25 protein-coding genes are annotated in these 26,803 nt (G+C 42.7%); 10 read left to right on the forward strand and 15 right to left on the reverse strand.

The window, feature by feature from the left end:
- The 9 genes from rodA to DUL71_RS22135 form a co-directional block, all read right to left on the reverse strand.
- Positions 1-1,266, reverse strand: a complete 1,266-nt coding sequence (gene rodA, locus DUL71_RS22095) for a rod shape-determining protein RodA (protein ID WP_114940075.1) — start codon at positions 1,264-1,266, stop codon at positions 1-3.
- Positions 1,263-3,296 (reverse strand): penicillin-binding protein 2, encoded by a 2,034-nt coding sequence (gene mrdA / locus DUL71_RS22100; RefSeq protein WP_114940076.1) that lies wholly within the window; start codon positions 3,294-3,296, stop codon positions 1,263-1,265. Before mrdA ends, rodA begins: the two co-directional genes overlap by 4 nt.
- On the reverse strand, positions 3,293-3,811 hold the full coding sequence (locus DUL71_RS22105) for a rod shape-determining protein MreD (RefSeq protein ID WP_112575846.1): 519 nt from the start codon (positions 3,809-3,811) through the stop codon (positions 3,293-3,295). Before DUL71_RS22105 ends, mrdA begins: the two co-directional genes overlap by 4 nt.
- Entirely contained in the window at positions 3,804-4,637 is an 834-nt protein-coding gene (gene mreC, locus DUL71_RS22110) for a rod shape-determining protein MreC (RefSeq protein ID WP_114940077.1), read from the reverse strand. The genes DUL71_RS22105 and mreC overlap by 8 nt, the downstream gene beginning before the upstream one ends.
- 126 nt (positions 4,638-4,763) lie before the next feature.
- Positions 4,764-5,786, reverse strand: coding sequence for a rod shape-determining protein (locus DUL71_RS22115; RefSeq protein ID WP_090528947.1), 1,023 nt, complete (start codon positions 5,784-5,786; stop codon positions 4,764-4,766).
- 273 nt (positions 5,787-6,059) lie between these two features.
- Positions 6,060-7,586: a bifunctional phosphoribosylaminoimidazolecarboxamide formyltransferase/IMP cyclohydrolase gene (gene purH, locus DUL71_RS22120; protein WP_112575848.1), complete on the reverse strand. Its 1,527-nt coding sequence runs from the start codon at positions 7,584-7,586 to the stop codon at positions 6,060-6,062.
- A 150-nt stretch (positions 7,587-7,736) separates the two neighbouring features.
- Positions 7,737-8,102 carry a four helix bundle protein gene (locus tag DUL71_RS22125; RefSeq protein WP_112575849.1) on the reverse strand — a complete coding sequence of 122 codons (366 nt, stop codon included), beginning with the start codon at positions 8,100-8,102 and terminating at the stop codon, positions 7,737-7,739.
- A gap of 85 nt (positions 8,103-8,187) precedes the next feature.
- The gene (purN, locus tag DUL71_RS22130; protein ID WP_112575850.1) at positions 8,188-8,766 is read right to left on the reverse strand and encodes a phosphoribosylglycinamide formyltransferase; all 579 of its coding nucleotides are present in this window, start codon (positions 8,764-8,766) and stop codon (positions 8,188-8,190) included.
- Between the two features lie 113 nt (positions 8,767-8,879).
- A complete protein-coding gene (locus tag DUL71_RS22135) occupies positions 8,880-9,386 on the reverse strand; it encodes a lipocalin family protein (protein ID WP_114940078.1) in 507 nt (168 codons plus the stop codon).
- Positions 9,387-9,475: 89 nt separating this feature from the next.
- Between DUL71_RS22135 and yiaK the strand changes: the two genes are divergently transcribed.
- The 3 genes from yiaK to DUL71_RS22150 are packed head-to-tail and all read left to right on the forward strand — an operon-like array spanning position 9,476 to position 11,201.
- Positions 9,476-10,468: a 3-dehydro-L-gulonate 2-dehydrogenase gene (gene yiaK / locus DUL71_RS22140; protein ID WP_114940079.1), complete on the forward strand. Its 993-nt coding sequence runs from the start codon at positions 9,476-9,478 to the stop codon at positions 10,466-10,468.
- Between the two features lie 42 nt (positions 10,469-10,510).
- Positions 10,511-10,729, forward strand: coding sequence for a hypothetical protein (locus DUL71_RS22145; protein ID WP_112575853.1), 219 nt, complete (start codon positions 10,511-10,513; stop codon positions 10,727-10,729).
- Between the two features lie 10 nt (positions 10,730-10,739).
- Entirely contained in the window at positions 10,740-11,201 is a 462-nt protein-coding gene (locus DUL71_RS22150; RefSeq protein ID WP_244228812.1) for a type II toxin-antitoxin system VapC family toxin, read from the forward strand.
- 31 nt (positions 11,202-11,232) lie between these two features.
- Here DUL71_RS22150 and DUL71_RS22155 read toward each other — a convergent pair whose 3' ends face one another.
- The gene (locus DUL71_RS22155) at positions 11,233-11,958 is read right to left on the reverse strand and encodes an RluA family pseudouridine synthase (RefSeq protein WP_114940081.1); all 726 of its coding nucleotides are present in this window, start codon (positions 11,956-11,958) and stop codon (positions 11,233-11,235) included.
- 81 nt (positions 11,959-12,039) lie between these two features.
- Positions 12,040-12,855, reverse strand: a complete 816-nt coding sequence (gene panB / locus DUL71_RS22160) for a 3-methyl-2-oxobutanoate hydroxymethyltransferase (RefSeq protein ID WP_112575855.1) — start codon at positions 12,853-12,855, stop codon at positions 12,040-12,042.
- A gap of 358 nt (positions 12,856-13,213) precedes the next feature.
- Here panB and carA point away from each other — a divergent pair, with 358 nt between their 5' ends.
- Both carA and DUL71_RS22170 read left to right on the forward strand, forming a co-directional pair.
- A complete protein-coding gene (gene carA / locus DUL71_RS22165; RefSeq protein WP_114940082.1) occupies positions 13,214-14,314 on the forward strand; it encodes a glutamine-hydrolyzing carbamoyl-phosphate synthase small subunit in 1,101 nt (366 codons plus the stop codon).
- A gap of 123 nt (positions 14,315-14,437) precedes the next feature.
- The gene (locus DUL71_RS22170; RefSeq protein ID WP_114940083.1) at positions 14,438-14,938 is read left to right on the forward strand and encodes a helix-hairpin-helix domain-containing protein; all 501 of its coding nucleotides are present in this window, start codon (positions 14,438-14,440) and stop codon (positions 14,936-14,938) included.
- A 328-nt stretch (positions 14,939-15,266) separates the two neighbouring features.
- Here the strand turns inward: DUL71_RS22170 and DUL71_RS22175 are convergent, their stop codons facing one another.
- Together DUL71_RS22175 and DUL71_RS22180 are read right to left on the reverse strand one after the other, a co-directional pair.
- A complete protein-coding gene (locus DUL71_RS22175) occupies positions 15,267-16,127 on the reverse strand; it encodes a sigma-70 family RNA polymerase sigma factor (RefSeq protein ID WP_091165711.1) in 861 nt (286 codons plus the stop codon).
- Positions 16,128-16,462: 335 nt separating this feature from the next.
- Entirely contained in the window at positions 16,463-18,856 is a 2,394-nt protein-coding gene (locus DUL71_RS22180; protein ID WP_244228813.1) for an AsmA-like C-terminal region-containing protein, read from the reverse strand.
- A gap of 259 nt (positions 18,857-19,115) precedes the next feature.
- Here DUL71_RS22180 and DUL71_RS22185 point away from each other — a divergent pair, with 259 nt between their 5' ends.
- The 4 genes from DUL71_RS22185 to DUL71_RS22200 all read left to right on the forward strand — a co-directional run bounded on the left by DUL71_RS22185 (position 19,116) and on the right by DUL71_RS22200 (position 22,342).
- Positions 19,116-19,790, forward strand: a complete 675-nt coding sequence (locus tag DUL71_RS22185) for an NAD-dependent epimerase/dehydratase family protein (RefSeq protein WP_114940085.1) — start codon at positions 19,116-19,118, stop codon at positions 19,788-19,790.
- A gap of 181 nt (positions 19,791-19,971) precedes the next feature.
- Positions 19,972-20,763 carry an alpha/beta hydrolase gene (locus tag DUL71_RS22190; protein ID WP_114940225.1) on the forward strand — a complete coding sequence of 264 codons (792 nt, stop codon included), beginning with the start codon at positions 19,972-19,974 and terminating at the stop codon, positions 20,761-20,763.
- Between the two features lie 82 nt (positions 20,764-20,845).
- Positions 20,846-21,712 carry a helix-turn-helix domain-containing protein gene (locus DUL71_RS22195; protein WP_114940086.1) on the forward strand — a complete coding sequence of 289 codons (867 nt, stop codon included), beginning with the start codon at positions 20,846-20,848 and terminating at the stop codon, positions 21,710-21,712.
- Between the two features lie 87 nt (positions 21,713-21,799).
- The gene (locus tag DUL71_RS22200) at positions 21,800-22,342 is read left to right on the forward strand and encodes a YbhB/YbcL family Raf kinase inhibitor-like protein (protein ID WP_114940087.1); all 543 of its coding nucleotides are present in this window, start codon (positions 21,800-21,802) and stop codon (positions 22,340-22,342) included.
- A gap of 198 nt (positions 22,343-22,540) precedes the next feature.
- On the opposite strand, the gene DUL71_RS22205 is transcribed toward DUL71_RS22200, so the two are convergent.
- Both DUL71_RS22205 and DUL71_RS22210 read right to left on the reverse strand, forming a co-directional pair.
- Positions 22,541-24,034, reverse strand: a complete 1,494-nt coding sequence (locus tag DUL71_RS22205) for a family 43 glycosylhydrolase (protein ID WP_114940088.1) — start codon at positions 24,032-24,034, stop codon at positions 22,541-22,543.
- A gap of 123 nt (positions 24,035-24,157) precedes the next feature.
- On the reverse strand, positions 24,158-25,045 hold the full coding sequence (locus DUL71_RS22210) for an AraC family transcriptional regulator (protein WP_114940089.1): 888 nt from the start codon (positions 25,043-25,045) through the stop codon (positions 24,158-24,160).
- A gap of 303 nt (positions 25,046-25,348) precedes the next feature.
- On the opposite strand from DUL71_RS22210, the gene DUL71_RS22220 reads away from it, so the two are divergent.
- On the forward strand, positions 25,349-26,797 hold the full coding sequence (locus tag DUL71_RS22220; protein ID WP_114940091.1) for an arabinose isomerase: 1,449 nt from the start codon (positions 25,349-25,351) through the stop codon (positions 26,795-26,797).
- Positions 26,798-26,803 lie beyond the last annotated feature (6 nt).

Consider the following 26,803-nt stretch of genomic DNA (forward strand, 5'->3'; position numbering starts at 1 on the left):
CTAAACGTTCGATTTCCTGTTTGAGTCGAGCTTAATGAGCGTGAACAGGAGCATGGTAAAGCTTATTAATGATGACCCACCGTAACTGATAAATGGTAGCGGAATGCCAATTACCGGCACTACACCGATAGTCATACCGATATTGATCACTACGTGGAAAAACAATACTGAAGCTACACCGTAACCGTAAACACGCGTAAAGGGTGATCGTTGCCGCTCGGCTATCAGAATAACGCGCAATATCAGGAACATGAACAGGCTTATCACAGTTAATGAACCTGCAAATCCCCACTCTTCACCAACGGTACAAAATATAAAGTCGGTACTTTGTTCGGGTACAAACGAGTACTGCGTTTGGGTGCCATGTAAATAGCCTTTACCCCAAAGTTTACCGGAACCAATGGCAATTTTTGATTGGTTTACGTTGTAGCCCTTTCCCCTTAAATCGGTAGTGATACCCAATAAAATGTTGATACGCTCAGTTTGGTGTTTCTTTAAAACGTGGGTATAAATAAACTTTACGCTGAATATAAATGCTATACAAATGGCCAGGCCAATAAGCATAGTTTTAATCAATTGTCTGTTCCGCTTAAATAAAAAGATGATGAACGCGGTTATTGCAACCAGTATCAGGATAATATAAAGCGGATTGTACAACAGGGATGTAACAAACAGGGTAATAAATAAACCTGCTATGATCAGGAAATAAGGCGATAAGCCTTCCCGATATAACACGAATATCAATGAGCAAAATACCAGTGTTGAGCCGGTATCTGGCTGTAACATGATCAGCAACATCGGGAACCCGATAATGGCCGCGGCCATTAAAAACGATTTTGGGTCGGTAACGCGGATGTTTGTCCCGCTTAAGTATCGCGCCAGCAATAAACAGGTGGCAAACTTGGCAAACTCGGAGGGCTGCAGCCTGAAACCGCCGCCAAGGTTTATCCAGGCCTGGTTGCCGCCAACGTTTCGCCCTATAATGAGCACCAGGACCAGCAGCAAAACTATGACCACGTAAAACGCGGGCGCAAGCGCCGCGATAAACCGGCTTTCGAGCAGCAGGATAACGATACCTACAACAGCAGATATACAAATGAAGATGAATTGCTTACCGTAATTGGTTGAGACGTCAACAATACTTTGATGAGCAGGATCGTAAACTGCGGCGTGAATATTAAACCAGCCAATTGTACACAATATCAGGTACAGGAAAACTGTAAGCCAATCTACGTTAAAGAAGAAACTACGTTGCTGGGTACTCATGACTTGCTCCTTCCGCCTGTTAATGATTTAATCCAGTTTGCCGGCTTATTGTTATAAGCCGCTTCGCGTCGCTCCTTCTTAATTGAATCGGCTTTGAATTTCTTAATTGAATCGGCTTTGAACTTTTTGATCGAATCAACTTTTGCTGCCCTGATGCTGTCGCGCCTGCGTTCTTTTTGCAGATCTTGCGCGTAAAGACTAAGATCAGGCAGACGGTTGGCATTAGCAAAGTAATCAACCGTAAATCCTGATTCGCGTGGGGTAATTTTGCCTTTTAAATATTTTTCAACTATAAAGCTGGCAATAGGAGCAGCCCAATGGGCGCCCTCGCCCGAGTTTTCGACAACAACGGCTATCGCTATTTTAGGATTATCGCGCGGAGCGAAAGCCACGAATACCGAATGATCTTCGCCATGGGGGTTTTGTGCTGTACCGGTTTTGCCGCACATGATAACATCCGGAATTTTTGACCTGCGGGCCGTACCACTTTCAACTACGGCCTCCATCCCATTAATTACCGGTTCAAAATATCCCGAATCAATACCAACGTAGTTTTTCTCTATGTACTCTTTCTTGATCACGTTTTGGGTGCCGATAGCTTTAACGAGATGCGGTTTATAAAAGAAACCACGGTTGGCGATGGTACACTCCAGGTTAGCTAATTGTAAGGGGGTAGCTAATAATTCGCCCTGGCCTATAGCTAACGCGGCAATGGTGCTTGAGCGCCAGGCGCCTTTACGATAGGTGTTATCATAGTGCAAAGGTGTTGGTACGTTGCCACGGCTTTCTGCCGGCATATCCAGATCAAGCCGGGCGCCCAGGCCAAACTTCATTACATTATTTCGCCAGGCGGTGAAATTAGCGGCTGTGTTTTTTACGCCGTACCGGTCAACAATACGCTGAAATACCATTGTGAAGTAGCCGTTACATGACTCGGCTACTGCTTTTGCCATATTTACCGTGCCGTGTGCTTCGCCATGGTTACAGTGTACAATACGGTTTCCTACCCTGTAATTACCGGTGCAATAAAAAGTTTCATTTGGGTTGATAATTCCCTCTTGCAAAGCAATAAGCGCGCTCAAAGGCTTAAATGACGAACCTGGAGGATATTGTGCCTGTATAGGCCTGATGAAAAATGGCTTATACGGGTTATTATACATTTTAGCGAGGTTATTACCACGCTCACGACCAACCATCAGGTTGGGATCATAAGTGGGGCTACTTACATAACATAATATTTCGCCCGATGAGGGTTCAATAGCCACAATACTACCAAGCTTGTTTTGCATCAGCTTTTCGCCAAGGCGTTGCAGGTCGATATCCAATGATGAAGTAAGGCGCTCGCCCGAACGGGGCACGGTATCAAGTGCGCCATTGGCAAATGAACCTTTAAATACACCATGCGAATCAACCATTTGGATCTGCACACCACGCTGACCGCGAAGTACGTTTTCGTAAGCCTTTTCAACACCGGTAACACCAATATAATCACCAAGGCGATAGTAGCCGTTTGAGCGTTTGATGTCCCTGTCGGTAACCTCACCAATAAAGCCCAAAAACTGGGCTGCTACCGAATCTGGATAAGTACGTATAGTGCGGGGCACAATAGAAAAACCCGGAAACTCAAATAGCTTTTCCTGCAGGGCAGCGTATAACTCTACAGACAGCTGTTTTTCAAATATCGATGCTTTGGCTGGCGATTGCCTTTGCGCTTTGGTAAAGCGCTTATCAAAGCCTTCTTTATCGATACCAATCATTTTGCAAAGCAGAAGGGTATCAAAAGGTTTAACCTCTTTGGGGTTAACCATTACATCGTAAATAGGTTCGTTTTGTACCAGGATCTTGCCGTTACGGTCAAGTATGGGGCCGCGCGCGGGATAAAGTATAGTAGTGCGCCTTACATTGCTGTTTGCGTATATGGTATAGCGGTCATCAACTATCTGGATATAATAGAGTCTCCCTAAAAGGGCTAAAATAATAGCTATAAAGATACCGGTAACAACGTAGCGGCGTTCAAAAAACTTATTCATTTACGTTCTTTCCTTCTGAAAAATAGCAGGCCCGAAATTAGTATTAAAAATACTGTAAACAATGAACTTAAAACAACACGGCTTAGTGTGTATTGTATTTCAGAAAAACTAAAAACCTCTAAATTAAGCAGGAAAAAGTGGTGGAATAAAGTGAGTATCAAAGCATAGGTAAAAAACCACCTGAAGCCCATGATACTCAATGTAGGTTCAGGTTCGTTATCAAAACCATCCTTTTGCACTGTTATACTGATGAACAGCACACGCACTAAAGCGAGTACCACACAGGCCGAAGCGTGCAGCCCCGGCGTATCGTAAAAGGCATCAATAGTGAGGCCTAAAACGAATGATAATACAAACAGCAGTACATTGGGTACTTCAAAGGGAAGCAAGAGGATGAACAGTATATAGAAATACGGAGTCGCGAGATTATAGAACGTAATGTTTTTTAACAGGAAAACCTGTATAAAAACCAATACGATAAACCTAAGGAGGTTAATAAGGATAGTCCTACTCATTTTTGTTTTGTACGGCCTCCAGTCCCGTTTGTTCACCGGCAAACTTGTTATTTACCACGTAAACGTATTGAAGCTTTGTAAAATCGACAGCTAAGGCTACCTCAACGTTAATAAGTAAACCACCGCCTTTTGCATGCAGGTTAGTAATTTTACCAAACGGTATACCTGTAGGGAAAAGCGAATAGCCGGATGTTACAACCGAGTCGCCCACTTTGGGTTGCGCGTTATTTTGGATATCAATCAGTAAACCTTTGTGTGGGTCAAGGTCATTACCCCATACAAATGAGCCTATATCTTTAGTGCCGGCAAGCATAGCGCTAAACCGTGTGTTTTTGTGTAAAACTGATTGAATGATAGCCAAATGATCGGTTACCTGGATAACCTGGCCCACTACGCCCGCGCCGGTTATTACACCCATATCTTTTTGTATTCCGTCCCGGCTACCCCTGTCGATAGTAATGTAGTTGCTGCGCTTGTTGAACGAGTTGTTGATAACCTTGGCTACAATATAGCTATACTGCTGCTTGTAAACAGTATCATTAACCTTACGCTTATCAACACTGTCAACATAAAAGGAAACTTTAAGCTGGCCGCGGAGTTTTGCGTTTTCACGGGCAAGACTATCATTGGTTTCTTTTAATGACAGGTATCCTTTTAACGCATCAACCTGGCCGTACAGGGTACCTGTTACCTGGCTGGTTGAATTAATAAAAGATGCTTTCTGAAATGAGTTGTATTTGATATAAATAAGCAGCGAGCTAATCTCAAAAATCAGGAATAAAAAAAACGCGTTATACTTAGTTATAAATATCCAAAGGTTACGCATTGTTGGAGATTAGTTAATTGGAGATCAGAGATTAGTTGTCTATAGCAAAATTAGAAATTAGGAATCGGAGATAAGTATTGTAATAAAAACTAATCTCTAATCCCTAACCTCTAATCACTAACTCAGTTACTGCATTAAAAATTTAAAATTGCCAATGTTTTTAAGGGCAGTGCCGGTTCCGCGTACTACGGCGCGAAGAGGGTCTTCGGCAACGTGAACCGGAAGTTTGGTTTTGGCAGCCACACGTTTATCCAGGCCACGCAATAATGCGCCACCACCGGTTAAGTAGATACCGGTTTGGTAAATATCGGCCGAAAGCTCGGGAGGAGTGATCTCCAATGCTTTTAGTATCGCTTCCTCAATCTTTGAGATTGATTTATCTAAACAATGCGCAATCTCGGTGTATGATACCATGATCTGTTTTGGTACACCGGTCATCAGGTCGCGGCCCTGAACGGCAAAGTCGCCCGGTGGCTCGCTCAATTCAGGAAGGGCGGCGCCAACCTCAATTTTAATTTTTTCGGCAGTACGGTCACCAATCATGATGTTATGCTGGCGACGGATATATTGAACAATGTCCGAATCAAAGTTATCACCCGCAACACGGATCGACTGGTCGCACACGATACCCGATAAAGCGATAACGGCGATCTCGGTAGTACCACCACCAATATCGATGATCATGTTGCCCATAGGCTCTTCCACATCAATGCCGATACCTACAGCAGCAGCCATTGGCTCGTGGATAAGGTAAACCTCCTTGGCACCGGCAATCTCGGCCGAGTCACGCACGGCACGTTTCTCTACCTCGGTAATACCCGAAGGGATACAGATCACCATACGTAATGATGGAAAAAACCATCCCTTACCCTGGTTAATCATTTTGATCATCCCGCGGATCATGTGCTCGGCAGCGTTAAAGTCGGCAATTACACCGTCTTTTAGTGGGCGCACAGTACGGATATTATCGTGCGTTTTACCTTCCATCTGCATGGCTTGCCTGCCTATGGCAATCACTTTATTGGTTGTTCTGTCAAACGCCACTATTGAGGGTTCGTCAACAACAACTTTGTCGTTATGTATAATGAGGGTATTTGCTGTACCTAAGTCGATAGCAATTTCTTGTGTAAAAAAGTTAAATAAACCCATCTGGTATTTCTTTCAGTATGTTATGCAAAGTTTATAAAAATACGCTTAAATAGTTTAGCATTTTGCAAACTTAAGCGTTAAAAAATCACATTTATTGTGTTGGGGTTGGGTTGATAGAGCTTATTTATTAAATGGTTTACTGGATTTACAGGTAAATTAAGTTAAAACAGGTTAAAAACATTTTTCCTTTTCACCAAATCAATCCCTACTCTTAAATCAAACGTTTTTAACCTAATAAACTACTCACCTAATCAACCCAATCAACCATTAATTTTAGTGTTTAAAGTGACGAACACCGGTAGTAACCATAGCCAGGCCTTTTTCATTGCACATCGCAACCGAAAGCTTGTCATTAATTGATCCGCCTGGTTGTAAAATGGCAGTAATACCTGCTTCGGCAGCCAGTTCGGCACAATCCGGGAACGGGAAGAAAGCATCAGATGCCATTACCGCGCCGTTCAGGTCGAAACCAAAACTTTGTGCCTTGATCACGGCTTGCTTCAGCGCGTCAACCCTTGAGGTTTGGCCCACGCCGCTTGCCATTAGCTGGTTATTTTTTGCAAACACAATGGTGTTTGACTTTGTATGTTTTACAATTTTGTTAGCGAAGTATAAGTCTTTCAACTCTGCCTCGGTAGGGGCTTTTTCAGTAACGGTTGTCATTTGGGCCGGGCCTTCAATAACCGCGTCTTTATCCTGCTCAATTACACCATTCAATAAAGTTTTGAAGTGTTTAACAGGAAGCTCAACCGGCTGGCGAACCAACAAGATACGGTTCTTTTTACCTGAAAGGATCTTTACAGCTTCGTCAGAGAAAGCCGGTGCGATCAGAACCTCATAAAATAATTTGTCGATCTCAGTGGCGGTTTCCACGTCGATCTCGGCATTGGCAATAATTACACCACCAAAAGCAGATACCGGGTCGCAGGCCAAAGCGTCGATCCATGCTTGTTTGATAGATGAACGTGAAGCTACGCCGCAGGCGTTGGTATGCTTAAGGATGGCTACAGTAGGCTCGGTAAACTCGTCAATGATAGCAACGGCGGCGTCAACGTCAACAAGGTTATTGTATGAAAGCTCTTTGCCGTTCAATTTGTTGAACATGGCATCAAGGTTGCCATAGAAGGTGCCTTTTTGATGCGGGTTTTCACCGTAACGTAAAACCTGGCTGGTTTGGATACTTTGTTTAAATACCGGAAGTGGTTCGGCTTCGTTAAAATAGTTGAAAATATGAGTATCGTAGTTTGACGATATGTTGAATGCTTTCTGAGCAAATGAACGGCGTTGATCAATTGTGGTAGCACCATCCTGCGTTTTCAGGATATTCTCCAGACCGGCGTAGTCATCTTTTGACGCTACGATCACTACATCTTTAAAATTTTTTGCAGCTGCACGGATTAATGAGATACCACCGATATCGATCTTTTCGATAATATCTTCGGCGCTGGCACCTGATGCTACGGTTTCTTCAAACGGGTACAGATCAACAATCACCAAATCAATTTCAGGAATTTCGTATTGTGCTATTTGCTGTTTATCGCCATCAAAATCTCTGCGGGTTAAAATACCACCGAAAACCTTAGGGTGCAGGGTTTTAACACGACCACCCAGGATTGAAGGATATGAAGTAAGGTCCTCAACCGGGATCACGTTTACACCTAAATTGCGGATAAAAGTTTCGGTACCACCGGTTGAATAGATATTTACACCAAGGCGGTTTAATTCATGAATGATGGGCTCTAAATTGTCTTTGTAATAAACAGAAATTAAAGCATTTTTTATTTGAACTGACTGGCTCATGTACACGCTGTTTTTTGAGCCGCAAAGGTAGTGATTAGTGATTAGAGATTTGAGGTTAGAGATTAGTTTTTTTTAATCAATGTTTTTGGAAGCTATTGGAGGTTAGAGTTTTGGAAATACACTACTTAAAAAGTACGAATTTAAGTAGTGTTAATTCTCTACTTGCTTCTTTAGATAAGAAATATAGCCATTGATCATTCGCATACATTCCTCGCAATCTTGCCTGAGATTATCCATTGTTTGCTGATCTATCAGGTTATTATCAAAGGCGATGATTAAATGATCGATGGTTTCGGCGGCAGAGCCACGGGCATTTACCAAAAATTTTGAGGCATCTAAATAATGAAATCTGCCATGGCCTTCGGCTATGTTGTTACCAATAGAACGAGATGAGCGGATAATTTGATCAGTTAAACGATATTTTTCCTCGGCAGGGAACGCTTTAACTAATTCTGTAATATTATTTCGTAGCAAACGAGCCTTTTTCCAAACCTCTAAATCAGTAAAAGCTCCCATCTATGTGTTAAATGTATAAAAGAAGACCTGTAATCAACTGAATAAAAACCTAATCTCTGACCTCAAATCTCTAATCACTAAACAATCAGCTCTTCATCTTTTTCAACAATGCTTCAACCACTTTAGGGAAATGGTTATGCTCCAGTTGCTGGCCTTTAAATTTTACGATTTCCAAAGTATCGCCGGGTTCTATCTTAAATTTTGATTGGTGGATGATCTCTCCTTCGTCAAAGTTTTCGTTTACAAAATGTATGGTGATACCGCTTTCTTCTTCTTTATCCTCTAAAACTTTGCGGTGAACATTATCGCCATACATGCCTTTGCCACCGTATTTGGGGAGTAGGGCAGGGTGCAGGTTGATGATTTTATTTGGGAATGCTTTTAGTAACGATTGTGGTACGAGCCATAAAAAGCCGGCCAGTACAATCAGGTCAACCTGAAGGTTTTTAAGCAGGCGGATAACACCATCTGTTTCATAAAATTCGTGGCGGCTGAAAATATGCGATGGTACTTCAAAGTTATCGGCGCGTTGTAAAACGTATGCTTGAGGGTTGTTGGTGAGTATCAGCACAACTTCAGCATCGGCATTGCGTTTAAAATGCTCCATTAATTTCTGAGCGTTTGAACCGGAACCTGAAGCGAAAATGGCAATTCTTTTTTTCATCGATAATATGTTTTTCAACGGAGATGAAACTGTAATAGTTTCATCGGGCTGAATGTTTAACTGGTATTGAAACTATTATACTAAAACCATTTTATAATTTAAAACTAAATTTTTTACTGGCTTGCGGTTGTCCTTTGTCTGATAAAGCCATATCGCATAACTCGTCTTTTTTTAGTTGCCGAATAGTTTGGTTCAACATCCCCCGTTTCCAATACCAGCGAATAGTTGCCTAACGTAACTATTTTAGCGTTTGCAAACGGTTTTGAAGTGCCGCCCGATGATTTGGTAGTATCCTTGCAAACCATATCCGAAGTTAAAAATAATTTATTTGCGGTAAGCCCCCAACGGCCTACCGCCGAATCGGCATTACATTGAAAATTAGTGTAATTGCAAGAATTATCGGCCTTGAAAGTGAAATACTGAATAATGCTGCAGGTTTGATTTAACGTATCTAATGAAACTTGTGAGTCACCAACATAATTGGTAACGGTTATTGAGGCGAGTTGCCACTTTCCGGCCATCAGCCCTGGTATGTGGCTTAAATTATCTTTCTTGCATGAATTAACGATCAGCGCAATGCTTATAAGCAACAGAAAAAACAACAGCGGAGCTTTTTTCATTTATTGAGGACAAAATTATAAAATATGGTTGATTACCTTGCATCAGTATACTGTAATAAACGTTATAAATTAAATTTATTTCAAAACCGATGCGTGTTCCGTTCCAAAAGCTTAAAACTGAATTTAGAAGAGTGTTGCTGATGCTTGGCTTTACCGATGGCAAAGCTGAAATTATTGCCTCTGTTTTTGCTGAAAATAGCCGAGATGGTGTTTATACCCATGGCTTAAACCGTTTCCCTGTTTTTGTAAATTATATAAAAAACGGATTAATAGCTATACAGGCCGATCCTGTTAAGGTAACTGGTTTTGGAGCTATTGAACAATGGGACGGCAAACTTGGGCCTGGCATACTAAACGCACGTTTTGCCATGAACAGGGCAATAGAACTTGCTGCAGAAAATGGTATTGGTTGTGTGGCATTAAAAAATACCAATCATTGGATGCGTGGTGGCACCTACGGCTGGCAGGCGGCCGATGCCGGTTTTATCAGTATTTCCTTTACAAATACAATAGCTAACCTACCACCTTGGGGAGGTATTAGTCCGCGGCTTGGTAACAATCCGTTAGTTATTGCAGTGCCCCGTAAAAACGGGCATGTTGTTTTGGATATGGCGATATCGCAGTACGCGGTGGGTAAATTGAAGCAATATAAATCGAATAATAATGAGGCCCTGCCCTTACCTGGTGGTTATGACGAAGAAGGGAAATTGAGCACCGATGCCGCGGCTATATTAAAATCACAGCGCTTGCTGCCCGTTGGTTTTTGGAAGGGATCGGGTTTGTCACTGGTGCTGGATGTATTAGCTACCGTGTTAAGTGCTGGTAGATCAACCGCAGAAATAACTAAAAGTGAACACGAATCAGGTATTTCCCAGGTCTTTATTTGTATCAAACCCAATAGCAGCGAACAAACGGAAAGCCTGATTGAGGAAATCATTAACTATACCAAAACAAGTACACCGGAGCATGAGGGGGCATCAATATCTTACCCTGGTGAAGGAACTATAAAGACAAGAGAAAAGAATTTGACAGAAGGTGTGCCTGTAGATGAGCGGATCTGGAACGAGGTGTTGAAGACGTGATGTTTAAAAATATTCCTTATCTTTGATAAAAGCTAAAAAGCGATGAAGCATAATATTTCTACTAATAACGGCTCATTTAAAACTCATCCTACGCATTCGCCCGAAGAGGTGTTAGCTGCAGGGGGGACAACAGCTTTTAGTTTGAAATCTAACAAAAATACCAGGAGTTTAATAAAAGCCCTTCAGAATTCGCCCAAAATCGAACCATTTACAGAGGAAGAATGGAATGATTTGTCAAAACAAATGAGTAAGGACAAATGAGTAAGGACAAATGATGAATTTGTTACTTGATACTAACATTGTTTTGAATATTATAAGAGCGAAAGATTTCGCTGGCGTTGTAAATTTTATTAATCCAAACGAAGCTCAATTATATCTCTCAGTTGTTTCGGAAGCCGAGCTTAAGTCAATCGCTATTAAAAATAGTTGGGGTGTTAACAGGCGTGCTTTACTTGATAGTTTTTTAGATGAGGTTAATATTATTGAGGTTAATCAACTGTATGTAAATATCTACGCAGAAATTGATGCGTTTTCCCAAAAGGCAAATCCTGCCTTTACCGTTTATGATTTTAATACTCCGCGTAATATGGGTAAGAATGATCTTTGGATCGCGTCACTTGCCGCCCTTTTGAGTTTGCAGCTTGTAACAACGGACGCGGATTTTGATCACCTTCACAATGTATTTGTTGATGTACGACGTATCAATCCTGCTGAGTTTTTAATGTTTTTTTGAAGAACGAAGCAACGATCAAATCGGTTTCGCATCACTCCACCATCATCCCCTCAAACTTCTCCCAAAAGCCATCGCGTGGTACAGGTGCAATAATGGCAACCGGCTCGTTTTTTACCGGATGAATAAAAGTCAGTTTACGGGCATGCAGGCAAATGCTTTTGCGTAAGCTGCCACGTGGATAGCCATATTTATTATCGCCAACAATAGGGCAACCAAGGGTTGAAAGCTGTACCCTGATCTGGTGCGGGCGACCTGTTATCGGGTCAACCTCAATTAAATAGTATCCGTTTAATTCACCAACCAGTTTATAACTCAGTTCAGAACGTAAGCTGCCCTGAACTTCACGGTCATGGGCTTTAGTTACATTTTTTTGAGAGTTTTTAACCAGCCAGTGTACAAGTGTCCCTTCCTCAGGGAATGGCTTTTTGCGAACTACCGCATAATAGGTTTTATGCATTTCGCGGGCTTTAAACATTTTGTTGATCCTGTCCAACGCTTTGCTGGTTTTAGCAAACAGGATCACGCCGCTAACAGGTCTGTCCAACCGGTGTACCACCCCCAGGAACGCGCCGTTGGGTTTGCTGTATTTGTGGGCGATGTATTTTTTTACCTTTTCGTCCAATGGCTCGTCGCCGGTTTCATCAACCTGCACAATATCGCCCGCGCGCTTGTTTATGCCAATAAGGTGATTGTCTTCATAAAGAACATCCTTATCAGTGATATCGTTATTGCTATAATTAAATTCGGGACGAGGCATTGTTTAGTTTATGGTTCATGGTTGATAGTTCATAGCCGATCATTTTTTACTATGATCTATGAACTATCAACCATAAGCTAATTAATATTGTTCCTTTTCGTTAGGGAAGCTATTGCTTTTTACGTCGGTATTGTAATTTTTGATTGCGTCGTGCATAACATCATACAGGTTGGAATACTGGCGTAAAAAACGAGGCTTGAAGCCTTTGTTAATTCCCAGCATATCGTGGATCACCAATACCTGTCCGTCGCAATGCTGACCGGCGCCAATACCTATTGTAGGGATCTGCAGATTAGCGGTCACTTCCTGGGCAAGTTTGGCCGGGATTTTTTCCAGTACTACACCAAAGCAGCCAAGCTCCTGTAGCTTAACCGCATCTTCACGCAGTTTTTGTGCTTCGGCTTCATGTTTGGCGCGTACCGTGTAAGTTCCAAATTTGTATATGGATTGAGGGGTAAGCCCAAGGTGTCCCATTACCGGTATGCCCGCAGTTAAGATCCTGCTTACCGATTCGGCTATTTCAACACCGCCTTCAATTTTAACGGCATGTGCGCCGGCCTCCTTCATGATACGGATGGCCGAGTTCAAAGCCTCTTTAGAGTTGCCTTGGTATGAACCAAATGGCAAATCGACAACCACTAAGGCGCGTTTTGCTGCACGTACTACAGATGAAGCATGATAGATCATCTGATCGAGCGTGATAGGTAACGTAGTTTCGTGACCGGCCATTACATTTGAAGCCGAATCGCCAACGAGGATGATATCCGTCCCAGCTTCGTCGACTATAGTAGCCATTGAATAATCATATGCGGTAAGCATAGAGATCTTTTCACCACGAACCTTCATTTCCTGAATGGTATTGGTGGTGATACGCTTTATTTCTTTATTTACAGACATTGATAAATGTTTTATCGGCAGTGCAAAGGTAATCATGATTTCGAATTCGGATTTTTTATTTTTTTGCTCTGCTATTGTGAAGCAGCGTGCCCGTTAATTAACAAGCTCCGGAGTTTTATATCTGAAATCCAAAATCCAAATCAAACCCAATTCCATATTCTAAATCAAAACAATTCCGAAATCCCACATCCGAAATCCGAAATCAAAATAATTCCAAAATTCCATATCCGAAATCCGAAATAATTTTCTACTTTTGCGCCGTGAATCCGGAAGTTCCTTACTTCATTATTTCTATCAGTTTTCACGGGGCTTTGAACCAGGCAATCCGATCATTTAACCCTTTCAATTTTTTTAAGCGATGAACTATTTCACCAAACTACCGGCTATATTGCTGCTTGCTGACGGTACCGTTTTTTATGGTAAGGCTGCTGGCAAAATGGGTACTACCACCGGCGAGATTTGTTTTAATACCGGCATGACCGGCTACCAGGAAATTTTTACCGACCCTTCATACTTTGGGCAAATTATGGTAACCACCAATGCGCACATTGGTAACTACGGTATTGCTAATGAAGAGGTTGAATCGGGCAGGATCCAGATAGCGGGTCTTGTTTGTAAAAACTATAACATCGCCTACAGCCGTAAACAGGCTGATGAATCGATACAGGATTATTTCCAGGAACAAAATATTGTAGGTATTTCTGATATCGATACCCGCCAGCTTGTTCGCCACATTCGTGATAAAGGCGCTATGAACGCTATTATCTCGTCAGAAATATTGGATCTGGATGAGTTGAAAGCAAAGCTTGACCTGGTGCCTTCAATGGATGGCCTGGAGCTTTCATCGCAGGTATCAACTACCGAAACTTATACTTTTGGCAGCGAAGATGCTCCTTACCGTGTAGCAGTACTTGACCTTGGTGTAAAGAAAAACATCCTTCGCAATTTTGATTCGCGCGAGGTTTATGCCAAAGTGTTCCCGGCTAAAACAACTTACGCCGAAATGGAAAAGGATTTTGCGCCTACCGGTTATTTTATTTCAAATGGCCCTGGCGATCCATCAGCTATGCCTTACGCGGTTGAAACAGTAAAAGAAATTTTAGCTGCTGATAAGCCAATGTTCGGTATTTGTTTAGGTCATCAGCTGCTGGCTTTGGCTAATGATATCCCAACCCAAAAAATGTTTAACGGTCACCGTGGCTTAAACCACCCGGTAAAAAATATCATTATTAATCATTGCGAGGTTACTTCACAAAACCACGGTTTTGGTGTAGTGCCTGAGGCTGTACGTGCTTCAGATAAAGTAGAGATCACTCACGTTAACCTGAACGACCAGTCGATAGAAGGGATCCGCGTAAAAGGTAAAAAGGCATTCTCGGTACAATATCACCCTGAATCTTCACCTGGCCCGCACGATTCAAGGTATTTGTTTGATGATTTTATCAAATCGATGAAATAAATTTTGACTACAGATGTGCAGATTTTAAATGTGCAGATGATATATAAAAGCCTTTCTATTTAGAAAGGCTTTTTTTGTTTCTCGGGATTCCTTTTTAACTTAGTTGTTATATCCACCTAAATTATGAAGAAATCAATTAATCTGCTCTTAAATGCCGAAGAGAAGGCGCTGCTCAGGGCCCAAAAAACTAAGATTTCTGACCTCACTACTTTTGCTCCCGACGAAGTGGCGATGATATTAAATGCAGATACTGAACGTGCAAAAGAAATTAACGCGCTTATTGAATTTCAAAGTATTCCTTCATTAGGGATCAACTTTGCTACCGAGCTGATGCAGCAAGGGTATTACTCGTTAGAGCAGTTAAAGGGTAAAGACCCGGTTGAGTTGTTTAATGCTTTTGAACGGCACGTTGGCGCCTGGGCCGACCCTTGTGTGGAGGATTCATACCGGTTGCTTGCTCATTATATAAAACATGGCGACACCGGCAAAAACTGGTGGGATTTTACCGCCGAACGAAAAGCTTACCGGACAAAACACGGCTTCCCCACAAACCGGCCGGCCAAAGCCTGGTACGAGCTGCCGCAATACCGAAATAAGCAAAAAGATTTTGTTGGAAATAAGTAGGGAGGCGTTGTGCGATTCCCGCGCATGTATTCATCTTTTAAAATAAAAAAATGTCATTTCGATAGAGCAGGGGCGGCTTGTGGTGTGGCGCGAAAGAGAAATCTTCTACATCTGGTTATACAACTATACAGGTAAAAACAGGGCGTAGAAGATTTCTCCTCACCTCCGGCGCACAAATCCAACCCTTGGTTCGTCGAAATGACATTTGCTTAATGATAAAGAGAAGTTTATACAAAGTAGCCCAAAGGACGGGTTACCCCCACAAAAAAACGCGAATGATTTACTCATTCGCGTTTTTGGTATAAAAACTCAGGCGGATATTCCTGGATTAGTTTAAGTATGATTGCAACAGGTTTGATTTTGAGTTGTGACGTAAACGCATCAAAGCTTTGTCTTTCAACTGACGAACGCGTTCGCGGGTTAAATCAAATTTTTCACCTATTTCCTCTAATGAATGTGGCGCATGGCCACCAAGGCCAAAAAACAACATCAGTACTTCACGGTCGCGTTCGGCAAGGATACCTAACGAACGTTTAATTTCCTGTGATAATGAATCGGCCATTACTTCGGTATCGGTTGCAGCATCAGAGCTTGCCAATACGTCAAGTAAAGTATTTTCTTCACCCTGGATAAAAGGAGCATCCATTGAAATCTGACGACCTGCATTATTCATTGAATCAGCGATTTTATCAACCGAAATTTCAAGGTTATCTGCAAGTTCTTCAGGCGTTGGCTGCCTTTCGTATTCCTGCTCCAGTTTTGAAGCGGCTTTATGAATCTTACTTAATGAACCAATTTGGTTCAATGGTAAACGCACAATACGTGATTGCTCGGCAATGGCCGACAGAATTGACTGACGGATCCACCATACGGCATATGAAATAAATTTAAAACCTTTAGTTTCGTCAAAGCGTTTTGCCGCTTTGATCAGGCCAAGGTTTCCCTCGTTTATTAAGTCGCCCAGGGTAAGGCCCTGGTTTTGGTACTGCTTAGCAACCGATACCACAAAGCGAAGGTTAGTTTTTGTCAAACGTTCTAACGCTACCTGGTCGCCCTCACGAATCTTTTGCGCCAGGATCACTTCCTCCTCAGCTGTGATCAAATCTACCTTGCCAATATCGTGCAGGTATTTTTCGAGCGATGCTGATTCACGGTTAGTGATTGATTGGGATATTTTAAGTTGTCTCATTTTTTAATACAGATTATTAAGCTAAAAACGGTTCAATAAGATACTTGTGCCAGGTTAAACAACCGGAGTTAAAACATACTACATTAAACTTTGCTTCCTTCTTTATTTGTGAACCCGGGATAAGTATTTAATATTTAAAACGAGGGTTTTCTACTGATATTATTGCTGTAAGGAACGAGCGGTTTAAAAGTTTTAAAATAATGTGCTAACCAATAAATGTTTAATCAACATATTACCTTATAATGAACAGCACAAAGGTAAGCATTTATTTGCTATTATAGTGTCATTTCAACACCATGAAACAACGGTTAAAGTGAAGATTATGTGAATTTTTATTAATCTTGCGCTGGTTCCGGTGTTTGCTGCTTATCGTCTGTCTTCTGGTCGTCATCATCCTGCTTGGTTTTTTTGTGATTTTTATTCCATTTTATCTTTATTTTACCGTCATCGCCGTCGGTGGCAAGGATATGTAAAACAATACCTTTCATTCGTTTTTTGTTTCGTTCGGCCTCGTCCTCAATCTTGCTGTCGTTTTTCGGGTTCCGTAACGGAACATCCAGTGCAATGTTGGTGCCCCGTGATAGCGAATAGGTTCCCTCTACATCCATATTCAAAACGCTCGAATTGATTTGCATAGGGGCGATCTTTATCTTATCGCCGTCAAGATCAAATCTGGCTTTCAAATCGCCAAAAGTGATATTGTCCAAATCGCGGAAAGGGAAGGCGAACTTGCCTACGCTTTTTATCGGGGCGAAATTGACCAGTGCGCCGTCTTTTAAACTAACCTGTGCAAAGCCTTTGATTGATTTTGGTACCAGGTCGCCGGTATTTTTGATTCCACCCTTAATATCTACTCTTGCCGAAAGAAAACCACGCAAGTTATCGCTGGTAAAATCCTTGAGACCGAAGTTGTTAAACGATGCAAAGAAGGTATTAGTATTTACGTTGTTAATAGTTGTGCTGATAGCAAAATTATTGGTTGGCCCCTGCAATACCAAGCCGCTTAAATTCAATGTTCCGCCCGAACTTTTGAGGCTCACATTGCGCATCTTCATGGTGTTGTCGGCCAGCAGGATATCGGCATTTACATCGGTAGCCAAAAACTTCTTGTAGTAAACTTTTGCCAAACGTAAATGAAGCTCGGCCTGCCCTTTATCAAACGCGGTATTCAGCTGACTTGTGATTTTGGCGTTTGATACCTTTTTGCCCGATCCGCCATGGCTGGCAGTACTTTCATATCCGCGATTGTTCAGGAAGCCCAAAAATTCGCCAAGCCGGATCTGCGGACTGGTGATCTGCCACACGATCAGGATCTTTTCCGGATCGGTATAATACAGGTTTAAAAAGTTGCTAACCTTACCCTGCATGTACACTATACTGCTGCCGTTTTGCAGGCGGATGTTGTTGATATAAAGATCCTTCTCGGTGAATTTTAAAGCGATAGAATTGTTTTTGAAAGCCAGGCCGCGGGGCAGGTATTCTACATCTGCATTTTTGATATCTACATTGCCGGTAACAAAAGGTTTGGTGAATTTAAAATTTACGATATCGGCTTTATAAGCCAGTTTCAAGTCGGCTATGCCTTTGGTGAATTTCAAACTTTCATCGCCAATAACAGGGTTAAGTTTGGTAACCGGAAAGCGTGAGCGGAAAATGCCTGTTGCCACAGGCGTGTTTAGGTTGTTGATGAACGCTGTATCAATGGTAAAGGGAATATCTTTATAGTAGCCGTTAAAATGGTAAAGCTTGATAACCGAATTATCGTCGTTTAACCCTTTGCCGTTGATATAGTTATTGCTGAACACACCATTAAAACTGCAGTTTTCGATAGTGCCGCCCTGGGTTTTCAAAATGTTGTTTTTTACTTTAGCCGTAACGTAAATAGACGGATCGCCTCCGCCTCCAAAACTTCCTTTCAGGTCGCAGGTTACATCAATAGGTTTTTTCAGATCGAACATTTTGAGGCTTTTGGTGATATTGGCAGCCAGTAGGTTGGCAGCATCATTCCACAAAATATCGTCAACCTTGAGGTTAATAGTAAAATCTGTTTGCGGCGATTTTAGGTTAAACTGCGCGCCTACCGTAAATGGATTATCGCCGATATTGAGTGTATTGGGAGCGAGGTTTATAATTTGCGAGTTATCGTCATAGCTGATATCAAAGTGGCCTTTTAAAAGCCTGTTTTTCATGAAGCTTCCTTTTTTTGTATTAAAGGAAAAGCTGTTTGCCATGGTATTCAGATCGATATCGGCATTCCATCCTTTGGCAGGATAATCCATGCGGCCCTGGATATCATTAACAGCAAATTTGAACAGTTTATAAGCGTGGCGGTCATCAACCACAAAGTTCACTTTGTTTAAGGAAAAACGTTTGATTTGTGTTGATGAGCTGGTTTGTTTTTCTTTTGGGTCTTTTTCAACCTTAGGTTTTGCTTTAAATATAGCTGTATTGCTGTAGCCGGTGCTATCGGTAAACAGGTCGATATCGGCATTGCTGATATCTATTTTATTGATCACCACCTCGCCTTTAAGCAAGGCCGAGGCATTAACCGATACTTCAAAATCTTTGGCGGTAAGTAAAGTATGGTGGTGCTGGGCCCAGCGGTTATCTTTCAGTACCACATCCTTCAGTTCAACAGATACGCCCGGAAACCCCTGGAACAATGTAGGGTTGATGGTACCGATAGTTAGTGTGCCGTTCAAGTTTTTATTAAGCTCGGAAGTGATCATAGCAAGTACCTTCTGCTTATTATAATTAACATAAACAGTAAGAGCGATAAACAAAATTATAATTAAACCCACGAACGCTCCTGCGATCTTTAAGGTTATCTTTAACCATTTCGGCATCTTCAACTAATTTATTGTTAAAGCGTTATGGTTATATAATTGTTTGTATTGTAACATATAATTAACACACGGTATAGGAATAGGTAAATAAATCTGCAATAAGATACAATATTTTAAATTTATAATCGGCTACATCATTATCATGGAAACAACTAATAAAATAAAGGTAATTATTACAGGCGCCACCGGCATGGTAGGCGAGGGGGTACTGCACCAATGTTTACTGAGCAATAAGGTTGAAGAGGTACTGATCATTAACCGCAAACCAAGCGGCGTTACGCATCCTAAGCTCAAAGAAATTATTCACGCCGATTTCTTTAACCTCACCCCCATAGAAAGCCAGCTGCAAGGTTATAATGCCTGCTTTTTTTGTTTAGGGGTTTCGTCGGTAGGTATGAGTGAAGAGGCTTATTACAAAGTAACCTACCTGCTTACTATGCATGTTGCCGAGATCCTGAGTCGCGTTAATCCGGATATGACCTTTTGCTACATATCCGGAGCTGGTACCGATAGTACAGAAAATGGCCGCAGCATGTGGGCACGCGTAAAAGGCAAAACTGAAAACGACCTCATGAAGCTGCCCTTTAAACAAGTATTTAACTTCAGGCCGGGATTTATGAAAAGCTTTAAAGGTGCAAAAAATACACTTTCGTTTTATAAATACATCAGCTGTATGTATCCCATCGGCAGGCTTATTTACCCTAAAGGTTTTATCACACTGGAAGAAGTTGGCAAAGCCATGATCAATACAGCGAACCGGGGAACAGGTCGTTGGATCCTGGACGGAAAAGATATTGTAGCGCTGGCCAACGAATAGCGGGTTATGATATACGGATAGCATCGTCGTGTAAATCCGATATATCGTTATTGTGGTTAATGGTTTTTTTGTTGTAAGTTGTTGCAATATAGTTGTTTGTGTTTTTGGTGTGAGGTTTGGGTTATTGGTTTTAACAACATTAATCAATGCATCATTTGTGAAAACTAAACTCAAAAACAACATGAAAGCCAAATCACTGAAAGCCCGCTTAAATAAATATTTAATTGCGGCAGTAGTTTTATCAGGCAGTTTATTTGCCCTTACCTTTAAAGCAAGCGCGCAGGGCACACCTGTTAAAAACATTGTATTGGTACATGGCGCCTTTGCCGATGGCTCGGGCTTTCAAGCCGTGTACAATATCCTTACTAAAAAAGGATACAATGTTACCGTGGTTCAAAACCCCTTAACCTCGCTTAAGGATGATGTTGACGCGGCTAACCGGATCCTGGATAAACAGGACGGCCCAACAGTTTTGGTTGGCCACTCCTATGGCGGTACGGTAATTACCGAAGCTGGGAATAATTCAAAAGTAGTGGCATTGGTTTACATTGCCGCTTTTGCACCAGATAAAGGGGAGAATACCATAAAATGGGTACAATCTGCTCCCCCCGCTCCCGAAAACGGAATTTTGCCGCCGGATGATAAAGGTTTTGTTTACTATGATAAAGCTAAATTTCATGGTGGGTTTGCCGGCGATTTGAGCCAGGCCGAGGCCGACTTTATGTTTGCCTCCCAGGGGCCAACCTCTGTTCAATGTTTTATAACCCCTGTTGCAGAAGCAGCCTGGAAAACCAAGCCAAGCTATGGTATAGTGGCCACCGAAGATAAAAGCATCGTACCCGATGTTGAGCGTACCATGTATAAACGTGCCGGAGCCAAAATAACCGAGATCAAAGGCAGTCACGTAATATTTATTTCGCAGCCTGAAGCTGTTGCTAAAGTAATTATCGAGGCGGCGAACAGCGTTAAGTAAAAGATAGTTTTTGTTACAGTTTTAAGCGGAACCGGCCATTGGCCGTTCCGCTTTTTTGTTAGTTTTACGTTCTCGATCACTAATGGAAGCCATTACCGTACCCGAAGCAGTTAAAGATAAACCGCAGATTAAAGCGGGCGAGATCTCTTTTGTATACTACCGGGAACGCGGCAGTCTGCTCAGAAACCAGGTGATTTTTAACCAATGCGCCGTAAGCTTTGTGCTTAACGGGCAAAAAGAGCTTTATCGTCATGCCGATTGTACCATCATCAGGCCAGGACAAGGTTTGCTGATTCCCGAAGGTAATACTCTTATCGCAGAGCATACCGTAAACGGGACTTCAAATGATGTGCTTTACAGTAGTTTTATCGTCTTCTTTCCGCAACGGCTGATCACCGAATTTTTTGCTAAGCATGGTCTTTCCACAAAAAATACGCAAGCTGATGGTTCGCCTTATTTGCTTTTTTCAAACACCGCTTACCTTAATGAATACCTCCGGGGTATCCGGGCTTTGGTTGATGAGCGACAGCAGCTTTCATACCCGGTAGCGCTGCATAAACTGGAAGAGTTGCTGCTTATCATTTATGAATTATACCCAAATCAGTTGACGGCCTTACTTGGTAGCGAGCATAACAATACCGGTTTATCACTGCAAAAGCTGGTCGGAAATAACCTGTTTAATAACCTCACTCTTGATGAATTGGCTTTTCTGGCCAATCGGAGCCTGTCGTCATTCAAACGAGATTTTGAGAAAGCTTATGGCCTGTCGCCGCAAAAATATATCCGCGAAAGGAAACTGGAAGCTGCCTGTATTGAGTTAAAGAGTGGGCGCAGGGCAAGTGAGCTTTACATCACTTTCGGTTACGAAAACCTGTCGAATTTTAATACAGCTTTTAAGAAAAAGTTCGGGGTTACCCCGGCTGCTTACGGTCAGCAAATTGTAGTTTGAGCCGCTTGCACTACTATTTGAACCGTTTGCAATAACAGTGTGAACGCCCGCAAGGCCAACTTTGTAGCGTAATTAAATACTGTTATTATGAAAACGATTTTCTCTCTATTCATCAGCTTTTTTATAGCTAAGGCTGCATGTTCACAAACGTTTACTTTAAAAAGTGCCGATTTAGGCGGACAGTTCAGCAATGAGTTTATTGCCGGTAATTTTGGCTGCAATGGTGGTAACAAATCGCCGCAACTAAGCTGGGTTAATGCGCCAGAAGGTACCCAAAGCTTTGCCGTAACCATGTACGATGCAGATGCCCCAACCGGAAGCGGATTTTGGCACTGGGTTGTGGTGGATATTCCCGCAAATATTCATGAACTTAAGCAAGGCGCGGGCGACGTAAAAAGTGGTTTAGCTCCGCAAGGCAGCCTGCAAAGTATTAACGATGTAGGCGTACCCGGTTACCAGGGCCCATGCCCCGGCATTGGCGAGGGCGATCACCGGTATTTAATCACCGTTTATGCGTTAAAAACAGCCAAACTGGGTACAACGCAAGCTTCAACCGCGGCATTAACGGGTTATTTATTAGGTAAGCAATTGCTGGCCAAGGCCTCGTTAATGGTTTATATGAAGAGATAGTTTAACACTGCACCTAAAAAAGCCCTGGGATTGTGCGATTCCCTCCCCTGGGAGGGTGTAGGGAGGGGTTTATGTGATATGCCTAATCGTTAGCAAAATGTATAAACCCCTCCCTGCCAACGCCCATACCTAACGCACCCCTCCCAAGGGAGGGAATTGTTTGGTTGAGGCTATTGTTCTCTTTTTTAAGTAACAGATTTACTGGATGACAACCTGCAATTTAAGCACCCTGTTTTTTTCTGCCGAAAAGCTTGCCCCATTATCATTGCTTATTAACGCCACATTATTCGGATCGGTTAACAGGTCGTTATAAGCAAAGCCATAGCAGCCTTTGGTTGTGGCCGATTTTATAACGACAGCATATCGCTTACCAACGGTAACAGGAATATTTGTCTTTACAATAACGTTCCTGGCCGACCATGAAACAGAATCAGCAGGTAAAGTGACGGAAGCCAATGCTTTACCTGTTGGTGATCCGGTATTGCCAAGTTCAAATATCTCGACAGCCAGACCGGCATCGGGATGCCCTGTTTGAAAAGTGGCAAAACTGATGCTGGCTAAATTGCTGTTCCTGCTTGCCGTAAAAATTTGCGCGCGCTGTACATTTCTGCCAATGTCGCATCCGGTGGTAAAATCTTCGGTTGGATTAACCGGATTTGAGCTCCTGGTAAAATTTGCTGTTTGCTGGCATTCCATAGGGTTGACGGAGCCATCGGCAGTAAAGGTGAGCGGCGCCCAGTAAAAATTAGCAAGGGCCTCGTTTTTGGCAGCGTTATTCCACAAATCGCTGCCGAAAAGGAAAATGGTTTCCGAATCCAATTTAATGGTTGATACAAACGAAGGTTGCCCGCCGCAGGAGTTATCACTGATCTTGATCCCATCCGACCATGGTCCCAATGGCGACGACGCGGTACGATAAGATGCTCCGGTGCCCGAACAATAACCGCAATTAGGATCGGAGTAAATGAGGTAATATTTGCCTTTACGCTTGAACAATGCAGGTGCTTCTGTATTGCCTGTAGTAACCGATTTTACATACTGCCCGGTTCCGGTTAAATAGTCGGCGCTTAATTTTTCAATAACAATACTGCCTTTTGTTCGCCAGTCGGTATACGCTAAATAGGCTGTGCCATCGTCATCAACAAAAGTATCATGGTCGCCATTGTTTAAACCTGCAACCGGCATTTCGCTGTTTACTGCAAGGGTTGGCTCCTTAATTTCAATGAATGGTCCAACCGGGGTTTTGCTGGTAAATACCCGGTAACCAACCCGGTTATCGTAAACGTTTATCCACAGTACGTAGCGTTTTGTTTTTTTATTGTAGATCACATGCGGTCTAAAGCAGCCATAGGTTTTACCATCGCAGCGGGTTTGCCAAACGGGCGTTTTGGCATCAAACATAAATCCTCTGTCGGTCCAGTGTTGCAAATCAGTTGATGAGTAGGTTTTAAAACCGCAAAAGGGGGCCGTTTTGTTTCCCCATTCAAAACCGCAATCATAACTGGTACCGTACAGGTAGTACACGCCGTTAAATAAGGCTATCTCGCCGTCGTGCGCGTCAACCGCGTTGCCCAGGTTATCGAATTTAGTTACCTGCTTACCGTTTTTATCAAAATTTTTAATGCTTTGCGCCGATGCGAACCGGACAGTTAAAATGGCAGCCAACAGGCTAAGCAGGATAAGTTTTTTCATTGGTTTTGTTATTACTGAACTGCAGGTGCTAAAATTTTCAGCGAAAAGCGGCTATATCATCGACCCAAATCTATCAACGAACTCAAAAGTACCGGTTACACTTTTTGATATTAGGTTTATCATTTATGATAGCTGATCTCCCTGCGCCCGTTTCCGGTAATCGGTAGGGGCAATGCCGGTTTTTTCTTTAAACAGTTTAGAGAAATAAAAATACGACTCGAACCTCAGATCGTAAGCAATCTGTTTAATAGGGATAGACGGATCATTCAGTAACTCTTTAGCGCGGTCTATTTTTAACTGGATATAGTACTGGCCTGGTGATAACCCTGTATGGCTTTTAAAGGCTTTTCTGAACCAGGAATAACCTACGCCTAATTGAGACGCAGCTTGTTCCGGTGAAAAATCGGCAGTTATATTTGAGCGGAACAGCAACCTCGCTTCGTTGATCAATACTTCGCGGCCATCGTTCACCGCGTTTTGCCTGCTCACGGCATGAAAGCTTCCTAATAGGTGCAGCACCGCGCCTGAGATCTGGGGCTGATAGCCGGTATCTTCCTGTTGTGTTTTTTCGATGATATTGTTAAAGAGACCAAAAATGCTTTCATTAAAACCGATGCTAAGACACGGGGCTTCCGGTTTAAAAAAGCTTTTGTTGATCAGGTTGTCCATCACTTCGCCCTTAAAACCTATCCAGTATTCATCCCAGCCGGTTTTTTCATCAGGCTTATAACGGTGCCGCTCTCCCGGAAACAGAACTATAACACTGCCAGCCTTTACTTCAATCCGTTTGCAACTGTCCGATTCAAAAAGGCCTTTGCCCCGGGTTATATAAATTACCTGGTACTCGTTCAGTACACGGCCGGTGTTCCAGTTAAAATTATGATGCGCGGGATGTGCCTTGCCGGGGTATGAACCCGAGGCCTCAATATGGGTACAGCCGGTATTTAACACGCATAGTCCCCAGTTTTCGTCTTCCTTACTTACTGGCAGGTATTTGTAGTAATTGATCATATGGTAATGCTGTCCGGCATCAATAAATACATCTTAAATATCAAAATGTGTATTGGTACCAGGGTTTATATGGCAATATTTGACTCACACCAAATTATGATGAGTTGTTTAAAAACGATGTTTATTCAGAAGCTGTATAACGCTGCTGTCCATTTAAAAATTCGCTGCGTATATTGTATAGCTCAATGTGTCGCCCCTAAGGTGAAAAAATAACCTGTTTTAAACAACACCTAAATTAATATTAAGTTTATAGCTTTCTAATTATCAGTCAAATCCATCCATTTCGCAATAATAAACTCTAAAATGAATACTTCCGGCAATCAAATAACATCACGCCTTAAAATTGGACTTTTCGGTATCGGCCTTAATACTTATTGGGATCAGTTTGAAGGGCTTGAACAGCGGCTATCGGGATACGTGGATGAGGTAGCAGATAAACTTGCCGGTTTTGGTTCGGGAATGGTTAACCTTGGGCTGATTGATACGCCGCAAAAGGCATTTGAAGCGGGCAGCCGCTTCCGTAAGGAAGATGTGGATCTGATATTTTTATACGTTACTACCTATGCGCTATCGTCAACCGTATTGCCTGTTGTAAAAAAAGCTAAAGTTCCGGTGGTGATCCTGAACCTTACGCCGGGCGCGGCAATTGACTACGTGGCTTTCAACAAAATGCAAAACCGCACAGCCATGACCGGCGAATGGCTGGCCTATTGCTCGGCTTGCCCGGTACCTGAAATAGCCAATGTGTTTAAACGGGCTGCTATTCCTTTTTATCAAATTACGGGAATGCTGCATAACGATCCGCATGTTTGGCAGCAGGTAGAAGAATGGATAGCAGCGGCTAAAGTGGCGCATATCATGTACCATAACACGCTGGGCATTATGGGTAATTACTATGGGGGGATGCTGGATATCTATTCCGACCTCACCCTGCAATGCGCCACATTTGGCGGCCATATTGAAATTATGGAGGTTGATGAGCTATCGGGCTTACGCGATACGGTTCAGGAGATTGAGGTTAAAAACAAGGTCAAAGAATTTCACGAAAGGTTTGATGTGCAGTCTGATTGTTCGGATTTTGAACTGGAACGCGCCGCTACAACTGCTGTGGCTTTAGATAAGCTGGTGGCCAAATACAACCTTGGCTCTATGGCTTACTACCATAAAGGAACAGGAAACGCGGTTAACGAGGATACCATGAGCTCGGTGATCCTGGGTAATTCATTGCTTACGGCGGCAGGGATCCCGGTAGCGGGGGAGTATGAGATCAAAAATGCCCAGGCCATGAAAATAATGGACAGTTTTGGCACGGGTGGTTCCTTTACCGAATACTATGCCATGGATTTTAATGATGATATAGTGCTGATGGGGCATGATGGTCCGTGTCACCCGGCTATTGCCGAGGGTAAGATCAAAGTAAAGCCACTACAGGTTTATCATGGTAAGGTTGGTAACGGCCTTTCTGTCGAAATGTCGGTGAGTCATGGCCCGGTTACCATGCTATCGGTTGTGGAAACGGCCGGAGGTAAAATCATTTTCCTGGTAGCAGAAGCTGAATCCGTTGCCGGACCCATATTGGAAATAGGGAATACTAACAGCCGTTACAAATTTGCCATCGGGGCCAGGGCTTTTGTAGAAACCTGGAATTCGCATGGCCCCGCGCACCATTGCGCGGTGGGCAAAGGGCATATCGCATCAAAAATTAAAAAGCTGGGCGATTTGTTGGGGGTAGAGACGGTGAAGGTTTGTTGATCTCGT

This window comes from Mucilaginibacter endophyticus (genome assembly GCF_003351025.1).
Classification (GTDB): Bacteria; Bacteroidota; Bacteroidia; order Sphingobacteriales; family Sphingobacteriaceae; genus Mucilaginibacter; species Mucilaginibacter endophyticus.